This window comes from Chryseobacterium sp. BGA-UO-ETr-SB22, from assembly GCF_059567885.1.
In genome coordinates, this window is the sequence record NZ_JCAQOV010000005.1 from 695,658 (window position 1) to 712,957 (window position 17,300).

12 protein-coding genes are annotated in these 17,300 nt (G+C 37.0%); 9 read left to right on the forward strand and 3 right to left on the reverse strand.

Annotated elements, in window-relative coordinates; all coding sequences use genetic code 11:
• The first annotated feature begins 163 nt into the window (after positions 1-163).
• On the forward strand, positions 164-1,231 hold the full coding sequence (locus AC57AW_RS10430; protein WP_496351807.1) for a DUF2891 domain-containing protein: 1,068 nt from the start codon (positions 164-166) through the stop codon (positions 1,229-1,231).
• Here AC57AW_RS10430 and AC57AW_RS10435 read toward each other — a convergent pair.
• Positions 1,228-1,701, reverse strand: a complete 474-nt coding sequence (locus tag AC57AW_RS10435; protein WP_496351808.1) for an Mpo1 family 2-hydroxy fatty acid dioxygenase — start codon at positions 1,699-1,701, stop codon at positions 1,228-1,230. The two genes, AC57AW_RS10430 and AC57AW_RS10435, sit on opposite strands and share 4 nt — an antisense overlap.
• A gap of 74 nt (positions 1,702-1,775) precedes the next feature.
• Between AC57AW_RS10435 and AC57AW_RS10440 the strand changes: the two genes are divergently transcribed.
• From AC57AW_RS10440 to AC57AW_RS10470, 7 genes are all read left to right on the forward strand, one after another.
• Positions 1,776-2,621: a helix-turn-helix domain-containing protein gene (locus AC57AW_RS10440; RefSeq protein WP_496351809.1), complete on the forward strand. Its 846-nt coding sequence runs from the start codon at positions 1,776-1,778 to the stop codon at positions 2,619-2,621.
• An 89-nt stretch (positions 2,622-2,710) separates the two neighbouring features.
• On the forward strand, positions 2,711-4,021 hold the full coding sequence (locus AC57AW_RS10445; protein ID WP_496351810.1) for a TolC family protein: 1,311 nt from the start codon (positions 2,711-2,713) through the stop codon (positions 4,019-4,021).
• A 22-nt stretch (positions 4,022-4,043) separates the two neighbouring features.
• Entirely contained in the window at positions 4,044-5,162 is a 1,119-nt protein-coding gene (locus tag AC57AW_RS10450) for an HlyD family secretion protein (RefSeq protein WP_496351811.1), read from the forward strand.
• Positions 5,163-5,273: 111 nt separating this feature from the next.
• Positions 5,274-6,866 (forward strand): MFS transporter, encoded by a 1,593-nt coding sequence (locus AC57AW_RS10455; RefSeq protein ID WP_496351812.1) that lies wholly within the window; start codon positions 5,274-5,276, stop codon positions 6,864-6,866.
• 350 nt (positions 6,867-7,216) lie between these two features.
• A complete protein-coding gene (locus tag AC57AW_RS10460) occupies positions 7,217-9,427 on the forward strand; it encodes a TonB-dependent receptor (RefSeq protein WP_496351813.1) in 2,211 nt (736 codons plus the stop codon).
• Positions 9,428-9,532: 105 nt separating this feature from the next.
• On the forward strand, positions 9,533-10,345 hold the full coding sequence (locus AC57AW_RS10465) for a siderophore-interacting protein (RefSeq protein ID WP_496351814.1): 813 nt from the start codon (positions 9,533-9,535) through the stop codon (positions 10,343-10,345).
• Positions 10,346-10,535: 190 nt separating this feature from the next.
• Positions 10,536-11,240, forward strand: coding sequence for a class I SAM-dependent methyltransferase (locus AC57AW_RS10470; RefSeq protein WP_496351815.1), 705 nt, complete (start codon positions 10,536-10,538; stop codon positions 11,238-11,240).
• Positions 11,241-11,449: 209 nt separating this feature from the next.
• On the opposite strand, the gene AC57AW_RS10475 is transcribed toward AC57AW_RS10470, so the two are convergent.
• Both AC57AW_RS10475 and metG read right to left on the reverse strand, forming a co-directional pair.
• Positions 11,450-12,118 (reverse strand): hypothetical protein, encoded by a 669-nt coding sequence (locus AC57AW_RS10475; RefSeq protein WP_496351816.1) that lies wholly within the window; start codon positions 12,116-12,118, stop codon positions 11,450-11,452.
• A gap of 64 nt (positions 12,119-12,182) precedes the next feature.
• Positions 12,183-14,219: a methionine--tRNA ligase gene (metG, locus tag AC57AW_RS10480; RefSeq protein ID WP_496351817.1), complete on the reverse strand. Its 2,037-nt coding sequence runs from the start codon at positions 14,217-14,219 to the stop codon at positions 12,183-12,185.
• Positions 14,220-14,556: 337 nt separating this feature from the next.
• On the opposite strand from metG, the gene AC57AW_RS10485 reads away from it, so the two are divergent.
• Positions 14,557-17,289 carry a SusC/RagA family TonB-linked outer membrane protein gene (locus AC57AW_RS10485; RefSeq protein WP_318848026.1) on the forward strand — a complete coding sequence of 911 codons (2,733 nt, stop codon included), beginning with the start codon at positions 14,557-14,559 and terminating at the stop codon, positions 17,287-17,289.
• The last annotated feature ends 11 nt before the right edge of the window (positions 17,290-17,300 follow it).

The following is a 17,300-nucleotide window of genomic DNA, read 5'->3' on the forward strand; positions in this document are numbered from 1 at the left end:
GATATAATCAAAAAGTGTGCTTAAAAGTGATCCTATTTCAGATTTATTTGAATTTTTAAATAAAATATTAAAACATAGGCAGGAAATCAGAAAATTAAATCGAATGATTTCAAAATAGGTCCGGAAAATTGTTGAAACAGTAAATTATTTCTATTTTTAATTCATGAAAAAAAGTCTTTTAGCATTTGTGTTTTCTCCATTTCTGATGTATGCCCAGGAAGTTCCGAAACTTACAGACGAGATGGCAATGAAGTTATCCGACAAACCACTTCACTGTATCAATCAGGAGTACCCGAATAAAACAGCGCATATCATCAATAATGCAGGCGAAGTTCCTTTAACTCCAAAAGATCTTCACCCTAGTTTTTATGGATGTTTCGACTGGCATAGCTCTGTTCATGGACATTGGATGCTCACAAGACTTTTGAAAACAAAACCGAATCTGTCTAATGCTAAAGAAATTGAAAAAATTCTGGACGAATCTTTTCAGAAGGATAAACTGAAAACGGAAGCAGATTATTTTACAAAATATCAGCTTACAGGAACTTTCGAGAGAACTTACGGATGGGCATGGATCTTAAAACTGGACGAAGAATTGACCAACTGGGATCATCCAAAAGCTAAAATATGGCATGAAAACCTGAAACCCTTAACCGATCAGATTCTGAAGTCCTGGAAAACGTACCTTCCAAAACAAACCTACCCAAACAGAACCGGAGTTCACCCCAATACTGCATTTGCCATGGCTTTTGCGATAGATTGGGCAAGGGCAAATAAAGACAAAGAATTTGAAAACCAGCTGATGGAAAAGGCTAAATACTTCTTCTTAAAAGAACAGAAAACACCTGCTTATCTTGAGCCTGATGGGTCAGATTTCTTTTCGCCAAGTCTTGAAATTGCTGATCTGATGCGCAGAGTTCTTCCTCAAAAAGAATTTGTACAATGGCTGAGTGCTTTCTACGAAAAAAGAAGTCTGGAAAATGTTGAAAAAATCCCTGTGGTAAGTGATCTTAGCGATTATCAGACCGTTCACCTTGTGGGATTATCATTTTCAAAAGCATGGTGTATGAAAGGTATTTCCAATGCTCTTCCTACCAATCATCCACTGAAAAAAGACTTCAGAAAAAAGGCAGATGTATTTCTTGCTAATGGGTTACCATTGCTTTTCCAAGGGAATTACGGAGGTGATCACTGGCTGGCAAGTTTTGCAGTATATGCTCTGGAAGATTAATATCTGATTCCCGTCTTTTTAAGAATAAAACCTAACAACCAGATCGGCCCTATCAGAAGAAACTGAAGATCTTTGAGAAAAGATGGCTTTTGTCCCTCTATTTTATGACCTATCAACTGGAAAATCCAGGTAATAACGAATACAGAAAGGTAAACGATCCATGATTGTTTACCAAAACTGATATTGGCCAAATAAATAAAATGTTCCATAATAAGCATAATGACCGTCATAACAATAGCGATTAAAAGAGAAAGTCTGATATAGAATAAAGTAATAAGAAAAATCACAATAAAGCTGATGATACTGATGCATCCGAAATAAGAAGCACAGAAATGAGGTGATGGAATCAGGGATGCAAAGCCCAGAATCGTCCAGAAAATTAAAGGCACACAAATCCAGTGAATAAACTTGTTGATAGCATTTCTGTGGCTTTTACTGTATTCTGCAAATAATAGATCAACCTTTCTCATACTGACAGGAAATTGGATTGATGCTAAAATAATAAAATTTTGTAATCACTGGCAAGATTGCTTACATTTGTCTTATGTCTGCCTTAGAAAAGTTCGGAGTTGATATTTTTACAGAACGTAATATTTTCGAGCGAATAGCTGTCGATAAGCCTTTCCGTCCTGATAATCCTGCTTTTATCTTTATTAAATCAGGAACCATAAAACTTCGCCAGCACTTCAGTGATCTGGAAGTTTCCGCCAATATGTTTATGGTAACGGATCCGCAAACCATCTATGAAGTGGTTTCTGTGACCGATGATTTTCAGTCCCGCATGGTTTCCTATAAAAGAGAATTTATTTCGGCTTTATCATTAAAATTTAACCGTTTGATTACCTATCGTTATTTCAGACAGCAGATGAATAAAGGCGTTCCTTTTCCTGAAGATGAAATGGAAGTGGTCTGGAAAAGTGTCAATTTCCTGAAGTATATTTTGGACTCTGAAACAGAAATGCTGTACAAGAAAGAAATGGTAGAACATCTTTTCTCTGTTTTCTGCTATCAGATGGCAGGAATCATTTCTAAGGAGGATAACAGTTCTATGAATCAGATGTCCAGACAGCAGGAGATTGTTTTTGTATTTCTTACCGATCTTGCAGAGCATCACCTTACTGAAAGAACTGTTGAGTTCTATGCCGAAAGGCAGTCGATTACAACCAGACATCTGTCTTCTGTGGTGAAGACGATTACAGGTAAATCTGCGAGTCAGATCATTGCCTTAATTGTCATCAATGAAGCAAAAGTACTCCTAAACTCTTCTAATAAACCAGTTTCAGAGATTTCTTCTATTCTTGGTTTTAGTGATCAATACGCATTTTCTCATTTTTTTAAGAAACATATGGAAGTAAGCCCTACACAGTATAGGCATCTGTTCGAAAGCTAAAATCTTACATTTGAACATCTTTTTCCAAAAATCAAACATTTGATTGATTTTGTTGTTGTCCTAACTTTGCATCTGTAAAACAAGGTAAAATGACAAAGAAAATAAAAACAGCGCTATCAGTTTTGATAGCTGCTTTTCCCGCGCTGTTTTTTTCACAACAGATCAAGCAGATGACCGCAGGTGAGGTGGCGGAACTCGCTGTTCAGAACCATCAGCAGCTCAAAGTGTCTGCACAGAATATTGACATTGCAAAGCAGAACACGAATGTTGTTAAACTTCAGAAACTGCCCACTATTACTGCTTCTACAAGCCAGTTCTATTTAGGGGATGCAGTAGCCATCGACAAAGATTTTTCAAATTCTACAAAAGTTCCGATGCCACATTACGGAAGTTCATATGCTGTTCAGGCTACACAACTGATCTTCAAAGGAGGATTGGTGAATAAGTCTGTTGAAATGGCAGGACTTCGTGAGCAGCTTTCTGAACTGGATTTAGAGAAAAATAAGCAGGATGTAAAGTTTTTGGTAATTTCCAATTATCTGGACGTCTATAAAACGGTAAACCAGCAAGAGGTATTTCAGAATAACAAAAAACTGGCGCAGGAACGTCTTAAAAATATCCAGAAGTTTTATCAGCAGGGAATGGTGACCAGAAACGAAGTGATTCGTGGAGAATTGGCCATCAAAAACCTGGATCAGGGAATTCTGACGCTTACCAACAATAAGAAAATCCTTAATTATAATTTGAATATTGCTTTAGGTTTATCCTCGGATACAGAAATTGTTCCTACAGAAAACTTAGAGAATAAGGAATCGGGGATAGGTATGGATTACTATACAGACCTTGCTCATGAGAAAAACCCATTGCTTAAATCTGCTCAAAAAAATATTGCTGTTGCAGATAAAAACATTGAGATCATAAAAACCGATAATGCGCCTACTGTAGCCGGATTTGGAGGCTATACCCTACAAAGACCGATTACGACAAGAAATCCTGTTTTGGATATGTATTCCGGAGGCTGGCAGACCGGAGTTTCTTTGAGTTATAATATCGATACGCTGTATAAAACGAAAGAAAAAGTAAAATTAGGTGAACTTCAAAAGAACCAGGCGAATGATGCAATGACTCTGGTACAGCAGAATGTAGATATGGGAGTGAATGCAGCCTATACAAAATATCAGGAAGCCATCCAGCAGGCCGATATTCTGAATGACTCCAAAAGACTGGCAGAAGAAAACTACAAAATTACGGAAGCCAAATATCTGAACCAGCTGGCTGTACAGGCTGAAATGATAGATGCCCAGAACCAGAAACTGCAATCAGAATTAGATTATGCCAATGCTGAAATCAATGTTTTGTATCAGTATTATAACCTTTTGAAATCTACAGGAACACTTTAATTTTTAAAACTGAAAATCAACAATGGAAAACAAGGAACAAACCACTCAAAATACAACACCAGCTCCTGCTGTACCAAGCGCAGAGAATAAAAAAAAGAAAAATAAAACCAATAAAATCAGAGCTATTATTTCCAATATCATTGTCTTCTTGGTCATTGGCTTTGGATTATTCTGGCTGGTACGCAATTATTTCCATATCGGAAGTAAAACGTATACAGAAGCCGCGCAGGTAGAAGAATTTATCAATCCTATTAATACAAGAGTTTCTGCTTATATCAAAGAAATTAAATTCATTGAACATCAGCATGTAAAAAAAGGAGATACGCTGGTTGTTCTGGATGACCGTGAAATTATTACTCAGTTGGGACAGGCTGAAGCTGCCTATCAGAATGCGATGGCACAAAGAACAGCAACAAGCTCTTCCGTGAATACCGTTTCCAACAATATCAGTGTGATGCAGTCTAATATTGCCGGAGCAAAAGCCAGACTATGGAATGCAGAACAGAACTTAAACAGATATAGAAATCTTTTATCTGCTGAAGCAGTTACAAGACAGCAGTACGATCAGGTAAAGACAGAATATGATGCTCAAAAGGCAGCTTATGATGCTTTAGTAAACCAAAAACAGTCTGCGAACCTTTCCACTACCGAAGTGAAAAGCAAATTAGGAATCAATGATGCTGAAATCAAAAGAACGAAATCAGCATTGGATATGGCTAAGATCAATCTATCATATACAGTGATTACTGCACCTTATGACGGAGTAATGGGAAGAAGAACTATTTCTGAAGGCCAGTTGATTCAGCCGGGCCAGCAAGTGGCAACTATCGTTCTGAATGGTCAGAAATGGGTGACAGCCAACTTTTTGGAAAACCAGATGCCCAATATTAAAATAGGTGAGAAAATATCCATGACAGCCGATGCTTTGGGAGGTAAAACATTTGAAGGAGTTGTAACTGCTGTTTCAGCCGCTACCGGATCAAGATATTCAAGTGTGCCGACAGATAATTCTACCGGAAACTTCATTAAAGTACAGCAGAGAATTCCTGTAAGAATAGAATTTACAGCTTCCAACACAAAAGAAGATCTGGATAAACTAAGTGCAGGAATGAACATGAATGTGAATATTAATAAAGACTAAAGATGTAAGATATCAGATTCCAGACATTATGCTGTGGAAAGTTAAAGTTAAAGTTAAAGTTGATGTTGAAAGTCTGGAATCTGATATCTGAAATCTATTACCTAAAAAATAATGTACAACAAAGGATTATATAGCGAATGGGTACCGAAACCCGTACAGCTGCTGCTGATTGTATTACTGCTTGCAGTGGTAATGCCTATCGGTGGAGTGTATACTGGGAATATCAGCTATCTTGCAGGAGGTACCGGCGCCATGACGGAATACTTCATGTGGGCTAATTATGCTACCACCATAGGAATGGGGGCTTGTATGCCCATTGTTCTCAGAATGAAAATGAGGTTCAAAGTAAGAGATAAGATGGTGGCTTTACTGATGATTCTCGCATTTCTGAACTTTGTGAATGCAACGACTCTACAACCAATGGTGTTTGTATTTACTTCTCTGCTTATCGGGTTTATGAAAATGATGATCACAATAGAACTGTTTCTTCCGCTGATGATGATGATCGGAAACCGGGGAATGTTTTACGGCCTGTTCTATACATTTGTTTTGATGATGAACCAGGTAGCAACTTATTATGCTGCTGAAGTAGCTGTTTCTTACAACTGGCAGCAGTTTTATATTCTGACATCTGTTTTATGTATGATACTGGCACTTATCCATTGGATTTTTATGCATAACAAATACTTTGCGCTAAAAGTACCATTACATTATATCGACTGGCTGAGTATTTTGCTTTTTATCTCTACTTTCATGTTTTCAGCTTATGTATTTTCTTTCGGGAAACAGCAGGATTGGCTCAATTCAAAGAATATCATTAATGCCAGTATTGCCGCTTTTACAAGTTTTGCACTGCTTACCATTCGTCAGTTGACATTGAAGAGACCTTACCTTTCATTTAAAATATTCGCAAAAAACAATGTTCAGCACGGTCTGTTTATGCTAACCTGGCTGGGAATGTTTTTAGGAACGGCATCTATTCAGAATACGTTTGCGGTAGGAGTGCTGGGATATGATTCGGTTACGAATGCCAGACTGAGTATGCTGATGATTCCCGGGATCATTCTGGCGGGGGTGATTGCCGTATTTTGGTTTAAAAAAGAGAAACCCTTAAGAATGTTCATCTTCTCAGGATTTGCTGCGATGATGGGATATTCGATTATCATGTACTTTTCCATGGTACTGGAATTCAATTATGACAACTGGTATTTGCCGATGTTTCTGAAAGGTTACGGAATGTGTGCATTATTTATCTCGGTGTGGTTTTATACTTTGGATAAACTTGAAATGGATGATATGCTGGCAGCGATTGGCCTTGTCCTGGTCTGGAGAACTTTTCTTGCAGTAGGTCTTTTTTCAGCAATTTTTTCATGGTTTCAATACCATTTTCAGGTGATTGCCATAGGAGATCTTGCTGTTTATATGGATGGGATGACGATTACTCCTCAGAATGTAGCTTCCAATATGAAAGCAATTCAGCTGAATGCCATTATTATAGCGGGTAAAAAACTGTTTGGATACATTATTTTGGTTGGTTTTGGCGTCCTAGTTTATGTTCTTACACATCATTTTGGAAGAGAACGTTTCCAGTATTTAAGATTTATCAGAGTACTTGGCGGGAAATCAGTCATCGCAAGAAGAAGACTTCGTGAAAGAAAAAAATTATTAGAAGAAATAAAAGATGCTGCAGGACCTGCAGTATAAAAGAAACCTTGTTTTTCACTAGTAAAATCCTGGTCCTTCATTGGGTCGGGATTTTACGTTTTTAAGAAGATGTCAAATTTCAAACTTTTTTGAAACATTAAGATTGTATTAAGGTGTTTAGAGTATTAAGATGTGCTTCGCTTTAAGCTTAAAAATCAGAATGATTTATCTAACTATACTTTATTCCTTAATCCTTCTTAATGGTTTTTATTTATATCCAGATTTAGAAAACTTTTCTGTAAAAAGATGTTTACCATCGTAAAATAAGGGAAAATCTCATAGTGCGTTATTTTTATTCTTTCTAAATAAGAATTATCTTTGTGAGATTATAAAACTTTGAAGTAGAAAGAATGAAAAAGCAGTATGCATTCATAGGTCTTTTGGTTTCGGGAGTGATGATTTCCCAGACAGCTAAAGATTCTATTGCCTCTAAGGGTATTGAAGATGTGGTGATTGTAGCCTCCAGAAAACCCACGAAAATTTCTGAAGTTCCGGGAACCGTTTGGGTCGTACAGAAAGAAAAGATCCAGGAACAGGCTAAAAGCGGAGTTCCCATCAAAGAAATGCTATCGATTCTGATTCCTTCTATGGATATTGGTCCACAGGGAAGAACCAACTACGGACAGAATATGAGAGGACGCTCTGCGTTGGTGATGATCGATGGAGTTTCTCTGAACAGCATCCGTTCTATCAGCCGTCAGTTGGATGCTATTGATCCTTTTAATATTGAAAGAATTGAAGTTCTTTCCGGAGCAAGCTCAATCTATGGGGGAAATGCTACCGGAGGAATTATTAATATTATTACAAAAATACCTTCCAAAAAAGGAATCAGTGGAGAAACAGAACTTGGAGTGCGTACAGGTTTTATGGGTAAAGACGACCATGATTTCCGTGCTGCTCAATCCATTGCTGCCAAAGGTGATAAATTCTTCGGAAGGCTAGGAGTTGCTTATCAGCAGAACGGAGGTGTGTATGGAGCAGATCAGAAACAGCTTTTTACAGATATTACACAAACCGACCTTCAGTATAACCAGTCGATTGACATTTTGGCTACAGGAGGATATCAGTTTAACAATAAACATAAGATCACAGCCTCTCTTCAGTATTATAATTCTAGATTTAATGGAGACAGAAGTTTATTTTTAGGTGAAAACTTAAGTGCGTTCACGACAAAAAATGCTTCATTGCTACAAATGAAAGATGGTTTCTCATCTGACAAAAATGTAGGAACAGAACGTTATATGGCTACGGTAGCTTATAATGCAAATGGAATTTTGGGCGGCCAGGACCTTTATATACAGCTGGCAACCCGTGGTGAAAAGTTAGGATTCTATCCGTTCCCTGGAAATGTTACGTTACAATCAGGGAGAATACCTTATATGTCTTCTTCACAACAGGATACTTATTATTCAGGAATTAAAGCTTTATTGTCAAAATCATGGAGAGGGCTGAATGTTACGTATGGAGCAGATCTTGATTTTGAAAAATTCGAGGGAACACAATCCGTTTATGATATTGCGAAGACAATGTCCAGCGGAGGTTTAGTCAATGAAACAAAATACAGTCTGGGAAGATATCCTACCAACCACTCACAGAGTTATGCAGGGTATGTGCAGGCAAAATATAATATTCTGCCCAAATTACAATTGAATGCAGGGATCCGTTATCAGCATATCAATGTAAAAATGGATGATTTCGTTGGTTCAGAACAACAAACACAGGTTGCAATGGGCTATGGAAGTTCGGCATCTGCAATTCCGGGCGGTGAAAGTTCTTATGACGTTACATTGGCTAATGTCGGGTTATTATACAAGTTTAATGAGCAGCATCAGGTTTGGGGAACTTTTTCTCAGGGAGCAAGTTTAGCCGATCCTGCCAAGTTTTACGGAATCGGGCAATATAAACTTGTGGGGACCAACTGGGATGTTGTATCCAGTATCAATGTAAAAGAACAGCCTCTGCAGGCGATCAAAACCAATCAGTTTGAACTAGGATACCGTGTAAACAGAGGTGGTTTGAGAGCTCAGATTGCCGGATTCCTGAGTACTTCTGATAAAACAGTTGCTGTAGATAAAAAGACTTTCCAGATTCTTGTGAATGATTTGAAATTAAGAAATATGGGAATAGAAGCTGAGGTTTCCTATTCCTTAAGCAATGGAGTTTATTTCGGAGCAAGCGGACTTTTGATCAAATCTGAAGTTGATAATAAAGGAGAATGGCAGAAACAGGAGATTTACAATGCTTCTCCATCAAAATTGGTGACTTACATCGGGTATAATATTAAAAACTGGTCATTCAGATTCCAGTCGTTACAGAATTTCAAACAGAAAGACGAACTTAATAATGTTGTTGAAGGCTACAATACTTCAGATCTGATGATGGGATACAGATTTCATTTTGGAAAATTCAATTTAGGAATCCAGAATTTGTTTAATACAGATTATCAGACGATATGGAGCAAACGTTCCCAGGTTTTATATTCTACTTACGGGCTTCCGGAATTGTTTAATTATAAAGGAAGAGGAAGAACATTCAATCTTTCTTACACTTTTGAATTTTAAAAATACGATTAAGGTAAAAGTGCCTTGATCTGAAAATATATTGTATTTCAAATCCGGTTTCTGAAATTGATCGGAAACCGGATTTTAATTTAAAAAAAATCAGTTATGGCTAAAATTTCAACAGGGCAGATTGTTGCCGAAGTAACCAGAAAAGAATACATTACTGACCATTTTATCAGAGTGTATTTATACTCACCGGAAGTTCAAGTATTCAAAAATACCATGGTGGGAGATAATAATAAGATTGCTGTTCCGCCAGCAGGTCTCAACGAGATCCATTTTCCCACGCTGGATGAAAACCATCAATGGGTTTATCCGCCTAAAGAGATAGCTCCAGCCATCAGAACCTACACCCACAGAGGAATTGATTTGGCGAAAAATGAATTAATCATCGATTTTGTAGATCATGGAGACGGAGGTCCTGCATCCAGATGGGTAAGAGAGGCTGAGGCAGGTTCCAAGCTGGGAGTGATGATGCGTTTGGAAGGAAAAGAACTATATCCTGCAGCAGATTGGTATCTGTTGGTAGGTGATGCTACAGCTATTCCGGTGATCAGTGCTATTCTGGAAACACTTCCTGAAACAGCAAAAGGCATATGTATCATCGAAGTTCATGGAAAGGAAGACGAACAACTGCTTGAAACCAAGGCTCAAATTGATTTTAAATGGCTACACAATGCACAACCTCAGATCAACAGTGAAATTCCAAATATTGTAAAAAGTATTGAGATTCCTGAGGTGAGTAAATTTGGTTACGTTGCCTGTGAATTTTCAAGTGTAAAAGAAATCCGTACCTATCTGAGAAAAGAGAAAAACTGGACCTCCCAGGAATTATACGCTTATTCTTACTGGAAAGCGGGTGTTGCAGAGAACGAATCGCAGGCAGACAGACATAAGGAGAAGGATTCAATGGAGTAGGAAGGGGATAGGTGGCAGGTTGCAGATAATAGGTAGAAGGAATTAGGGAGTAGAAGGTTTAAAGTTCAAAGCTTATGGTTGTAGGTAACCAGTAACAAAAATAACCTGTATTACACAACCCGGACCTCAAATCTCGCAACCCGTATCCAAAAATTTTGAACATTGAACCCCGAACCCGTATCTTTGCCTTATGAAAGATTTAATGGGCAGAGCGATCTGGGATTATTACCACAATGAAAATCCGGAGGATCTGCAGACTGAAACGTCAATCTCTGAACTGGATGAACTTCCAGTAGAATATTTATTCAGAGATTTTGAAGATATGAATGATATTGAACAGAAAGCACTGGAATTATCCGGAGGGAAAGTCCTGGATATCGGCGCTGGAGCGGGGTCTCATTCTTTATACCTTCAGAATGAAAGAAATCTTGAGGTAACAGCTTTGGATATTTCACCAAAATCTATTGAAGTCTGCCAGCTGAGAGGCATTAAAAATGCAGTTTGTGAAAATATGCTTGATTTTTCAGGAGAGACTTTTGATACGATTTTATTATTAATGAATGGTACCGGTGTTTTTGAAAGCCTGGCGAAAATAGATACCTATCTTCAGAAATTATATTCTTTAGTAAATAAAGGGGGACAGGTGCTGATAGACAGTACAGATATCCTTTATATGTTTGACCGTGATAAAGATGGCGGAGTGTATATTCCTGCAGGAGGATATTATGGAGAACTGGATTACGTAGTTCATTATAAAGGTGAATCTGAAGAACCGATTACCTGGCTGTATCTTGATTTCAATACGTTGAAAAATGCGGCCAAAAATAACGGTTTCGCAATAGAAAAAGTATTGAAGGACGAAGATTCTTACCTAGCAAAACTGACTAAGAAATAGTAACGACAAGTCATTGCGAGCTGAAAGCGAAGCAATCTCAACAAATAATACATTGTCATTCTGTGAACAGGATGGCAATTTTTGTTTTTTGTACCCCTTCCTAGCCCCGATAGAAACGGTTACCCCGCAGTATGCGGTTGGGATTCTTCGGCTTATGCTCGGGTTGGGAGTCAGGCGAGGAGTAAGAGTGGATAGCGGGAATAAGCTCCTTACCATTGTCTGAATAGATGGATGGCTCTTGCAAGCGGATAGTAAGAAAACCATTCTTGAAAATAAAAATACATCAGAACAGCGCTTGCAATACATAAAATCACGGGAAGAATATAGGACTTCTGGCGATAAGGCAACTTTTTTGGAGTAGCTACAACCCAAATAACCAGTAATCCAAGTGCTCCTATGGCTATAACACCTATTTCAGGGCTCAACCGTGATATTGAATTAGGATCAAAATCGGATAGCAGAACATATTTTTGCACCATAAAAAAAAGAAATCCATACATCAGTGCGAGGATTGCTGCAGGATACTTTTTTAATTGTATGAAATTCAGAAAAAGTAAAATTGATCCTGGAATGGTGCCGAAAAAAACACTGACTATAAGAATAGCAATTCTTGAATGGAGTTTGACGGCATTGGGATCTTCTGTAATATGGTCTTTCCATACTTCTACCTCTTCTGTACGTTTTGCTTCCTCTTCTTCTTTTTTATTCTGAATCAATTGCTGAACGGATATTTTTTCCACTTCACTGAAAACACGTCCTCTTTCTTCCAGAATTTCAAAAGCGATCTGAACGGCTTCCGGAACAAAGCGGTTGCCTTCTTTTAAATATCCCTCTAATTCGTGATTGGAAAGCTTTCTTAAAACGTTTTTATTGACCATAAGCTGTATATAAAAGAAAGGCTGTTTCTATTGAAACAGCCTGTTATCTTTATAATGATGTTAATTATCCGATCTCAATCCCGTTTTCAACATTGCTGTCGTCCGGTGTTACGAAAGATAATTTTCCGTCTGGTTTAGTTGTTAATAATAACATTCCCTGAGACTCAATTCCTCTGATTTTTCTTGGAGCAAGGTTCAGCAGGATCATTACCTGCTTCCCGATAACTTCTTCAGGAGTAAAGCTTTCTGCAATCCCGGAAACAACAGTTCTTACATCTACTCCTGTATCTACAGTAAGTTTTAATAATTTATCTGCTTTTTCTACTTTTTCAGCTTCTGTAATCGTTGCTGTTCTAAGGTCTATTTTAGTAAAGTCATCAAATGTGATCTCTTCTTTCATAGGGTTTGCGTTAGGGTTTGTTTTTTTATTGTTTTGTTTTGTGTTCTCCAGCTTTTGGATTTGAGCTTCAATGACATCATCTTCAATTTTTGAGAAAAGAAGAGATGATTCGTTTATTTTATGCCCTGTTTCAATTAAAACTGATTGACTTTCAATTGTATTCCAGTCTTTCTTTTCAACGTTGAACATGTTCAATAGCTTTTCAGAGCTGAAAGGCATGAAAGGTTCACATAACTGAGCTAAAGCTACAGCTATTTGTGCTCCCACAAATAAAGACTGAGCTGCTTTTTCAGGGTTGTCCTTAATGGTTTTCCAAGGTTCTTCAGTTTGAAGATATTGATTTCCAAAACGAGCAAGGTTCATCAATGCAGTTAATGAATTTCTGAACTCATAATTTTCAAGAAACCCAGAAATTTCTTTTGCTGATTTACTTATTTCCTGTAATTCCGGACTGTTGATATCTCCTTGTGGAATAACTCCATCATAATATTTATGAATAAGAACCGCGACTCTGTTGATGAAGTTTCCGAAGATACCTACCAATTCAGAATTATTCTTAGTCTGGAAATCCTTCCATGTAAAGTTGTTGTCTTTAGTTTCCGGAGCAGATGAAAGAAGAGCATATCTTAAAACATCCTGCTGTCCAGGGAAGTCTTCTACATACTCATGAGCCCATACCGCCCAGTTTCTTGAAGTCGAGATCTTATCGTTCTCAAGGTTCAGGAATTCAAAAGCAGGAACGTTTTTAGGCATAATATAATCTCCGTGAGCTTTCATCATGGCCGGGAAAATAATACAGTGGAATACAATATTATCCTTTCCGATAAAGTGTACCAGATCACTGCTTTCGCTCTGCCAGTAATCTTTCCAGTCTTTTCCATTCTTCTCAGCCCATTCTTTGGTGAAAGAGATATAACCAATCGGAGCATCAAACCATACATACAATACTTTTCCTTCTGCATTCGGAAGAGGAACAGGAACTCCCCAGTTTAGATCTCTGGTCATAGCACGAGGCTTAAGGCCGTCGTTTAACCATGATTTAACCTGTCCGTATACGTTAGGCTTCCAGTCGTCTTTATGGCCTTCAATGATCCACTCATTTAAGAAATCTTCGTATTCGTTTAATGGCAGATACCAGTTTTTTGTTTCTTTAAGGATAGGAACATTTCCGCTAAGCATTGATTTCGGATTGATCAGCTCAGAAGGAGAAAGGGTAGAACCACATTTCTCGCACTGGTCACCGTAAGCATTTTCGTTACCACAATTAGGACACGTTCCTACAATATAACGGTCAGCAAGGAATTCTCCTGCCTGCTCATCAAAATACTGCTCAGAAACTTCTTCCGTGAATTTTCCTTTTTCGTATAAAACCTTGAAGAAATCCTGGCTGGTTTCATAATGGTTTTTAGAAGTCGTTCTTGAATATTCATCAAATGAAATTCCCAGATCAGCAAAAGATTTTTTAATAATCCCGTGATATTTGTCAACGATATCCTGAGGAGTAACTCCTTCTTTTTTGGCTCTTATGGTGATAGGAATTCCGTGCTCATCTGAACCACAGATAAACGCTACATCTTTTCCTAATCTTCTCTGAAATCTTGCGTAAACATCCGCAGGAATATAAACACCTGCCAAATGTCCTATATGAACCGGCCCGTTTGCATAAGGCAAAGCTGCCGTAATCATCTTTCTGTTTGACATTTATAGTAAAGTTTTAACTGCAAAGATAAGGAATATCTGTTGAATACCGCTATTGGTGGTGTTATTATGATGGAGAAAGCCAATTTTCCAAGCTTAAATATGAATTTAAGTTAAACGGTTGTTTAACTAAATATTAATTTAATATAAATGTTATGCAATGCATAAGACGGTGCAAATTATTGAAATCTAAAAAACTAACTAAAATCGGTGTCGTAATATACATAATTTTAACTAAAATTATATTAAAATTACGATAATTCTAATTTTTTTTTAAATTGCGAGTCTGGCTACAAGCCGAATTAAGACTGAAAAAACGAAACTATAAAAAAATATGATTGTGAATAATTTTACAACAGTATTGAAAATTGCGCCTGCTTTTTTATTGGCCAGCACAATAATGCACGCGCAGACAAAAGACTCCGTTCCTCAGGAGAAGAAGATTGAGGAGGTTGTATTAATCGGGTATGGAAAACAGAAGAAAACAGACCTTACCGGTTCTATAACAGCTTTGACCACCGCAGATTTTAACAAAGGCGCTGTAACTACTGCTGAAGGGCTAATCAACGGTAGATCCTCGGGATTGGTAATTACTCAGTCTGGGACACCAGGAAATGAGGCAACAATAAGAATTCGAGGTGGCTCTTCTTTAAATGCAAGTAATGATCCATTATTAGTAGTAGATGGTTTACCTTTAGATGGAGTTTCTTTGTCAACAATTAACCCTAATGACATTGAATCATTTTCTATTTTGAAAGATGCAGCTTCTACTGCAATTTATGGTTCAAGAGGATCTAACGGGGTAATTTTAATTACTACGAAAAAAGGGAGTAAAAAACTGCGAGTATCTTTAAACACATTTACTACAGTTAATACCCTAGCAAAAAAAGTTAAAGTGTACTCAGGGGATGAATTCCGAGGGATTATTAATCAATTTGCTCCTGAAAAGGCTAATAAATTGGGGACGGCGAATACAGATTGGCAGAATGAAATATTTAGAACTTCTGTGACTTCTGATATCAATGCTTCAGTATCTGGTAGTTTATTTGGTAAAGTGCCTGCTCGTTTTTCTGTAGATAATATGGATAATTCAGGACTATTGATAACGTCCAGATACAGAAGAACAACGGCGAATATTTCATTAAGTCCAAGTTTTTTTGATGATCATTTAAAATTTAATATTACGGGTACATATTCTTATACGTTTCAGAATAAAGCTAATGAAGATGCTATAAAAAATGCTCTTTCATATGATCCTACAAAATCTGTGTATGATTCAAGTTCTCCCTTTGATGGTTATACGGAATGGACTAGATATGATAATGAAAATGGACAGCAGGTGTTGAAAGCATACGGCGTTTCAAACCCTGTGAGTATGCTTAGAAATAAGCATGATGTTCAGAATTTCAAAAGATTTTTTGGAAACATCAGTATGGATTATAAATTCCATTTCCTTCCTGAATTAAGACTAATTGTAAATGCAGGTCTAGATAGCAAAGAACTAGATGGACATGTGGTTACTAATAAAAACTCCAGAAACGGATATTATTCTGTGAAAAATGTTTTTGGTTTCTATGGAGAGGATTCTTATTCTGATGAAAGTATCTTAAACAAAAATGCGAATGTCCAGTTTAATTATACCAAAACCTTTGGTAAGTTTAATTTAGAGGCAATGGCAGGATATGAATATCAAAATTATCATAAAGTAAGTTCAGCATCAGGCAATACTTTGCTTTATACTCTGGACCCAACAAGTAATTTCTATAATCCAGATTCTAAACCTGATGTGAATCTACAGGCGTTCTTTGGAAGATTGAATTTAGGCTTTGCAAATAAATATTTACTTACTATTAATTATAGAAAGGACGGATCATCCAGATTCAGTAAAGATAACAGATGGGGTGATTTTGGAGGAGTTGCTGCTGCTTGGAAAATCTCAGAAGAGGATTTCTTAAAAGGAAATAATAACATTTCAGATTTGAAATTAAGAGCAAGTGTTGGGAAGACAGGTCAGCAAGATATTGGAATTTACAGATATGATTACTTCAAAACTTATAATGTTTCGTCAACGCTTTATTATCAGTTTGGAAACCAGTTTTATGAAATTGCAAAAGCAAATGGATATAATCAAAACTTAAAGTGGGAAGAAAGTTTAAAATATAACATTGGATTAGATTTTGGATTGCTAAATAACAGAATTAAAGGTACTTTGGATTTTTATCTTGCAGATACAAAAGACCTATTGTCAATTGTACCTGAGGGGCCTCTTGAAAACCTGAGAATTATTGGTCCAAAAAATATTGGTAAACTTCAGTCCAAAGGAATTGACCTTGGATTGGATATAAAGGCAATACAAAAAGAGAATTTTACATTGAACTTCAATTATAACCTTTCATATAATAAAATTAACATTCAGCAACTTGAAGTTAATGGAATTGACAGAGGAGGAGTTGGTTTAGGTGGATTTGTACAGACCTTTAGAGAGGGGTATTCTCCATATGCATTTTGGGTGTATCAACAAGTATATGATAAAAGCGGTATGCCTATAGAAGGAGCTTATGTAGACAGAAATGGTGATGGGATAATTACTTCTGCAGATAAATACAATTATAAAAAACCTCAGGCAGATGTTACAATGGGGCTAATGACCAATGCTACAATAGGAAAGAACTGGGATTTCTCAATGGCTTGGAGAGCAAGTATTGGAAACTATGTGTATGATCAGATCTCTGCAGATAGAGCACACTTGGGAAATATTAATAATACAGTAGATAATACAATTAATAATGCACCTGTAGACTTTAATTCAACACATTTTATATCAGCCAATAAAATGTCAGATTACTATCTTAAAAATGGAAGTTTCCTGAAGCTTGATAACGTTACGGTAGGATATACATTCAATAAATTCATTGGAGAGAATGCTTCGCTGAGAATGTATGTTGCAGCGCAGAATGTTTTGGTCATTACCAAATACAAAAACCTAGATCCTGAAATATTTAATAATGGAATCGATAATTCGATTTATCCAAGAGCAAGGATGTTTACTTTAGGTGTTAGTGCTAACTTTTAATCCGTTTTAAC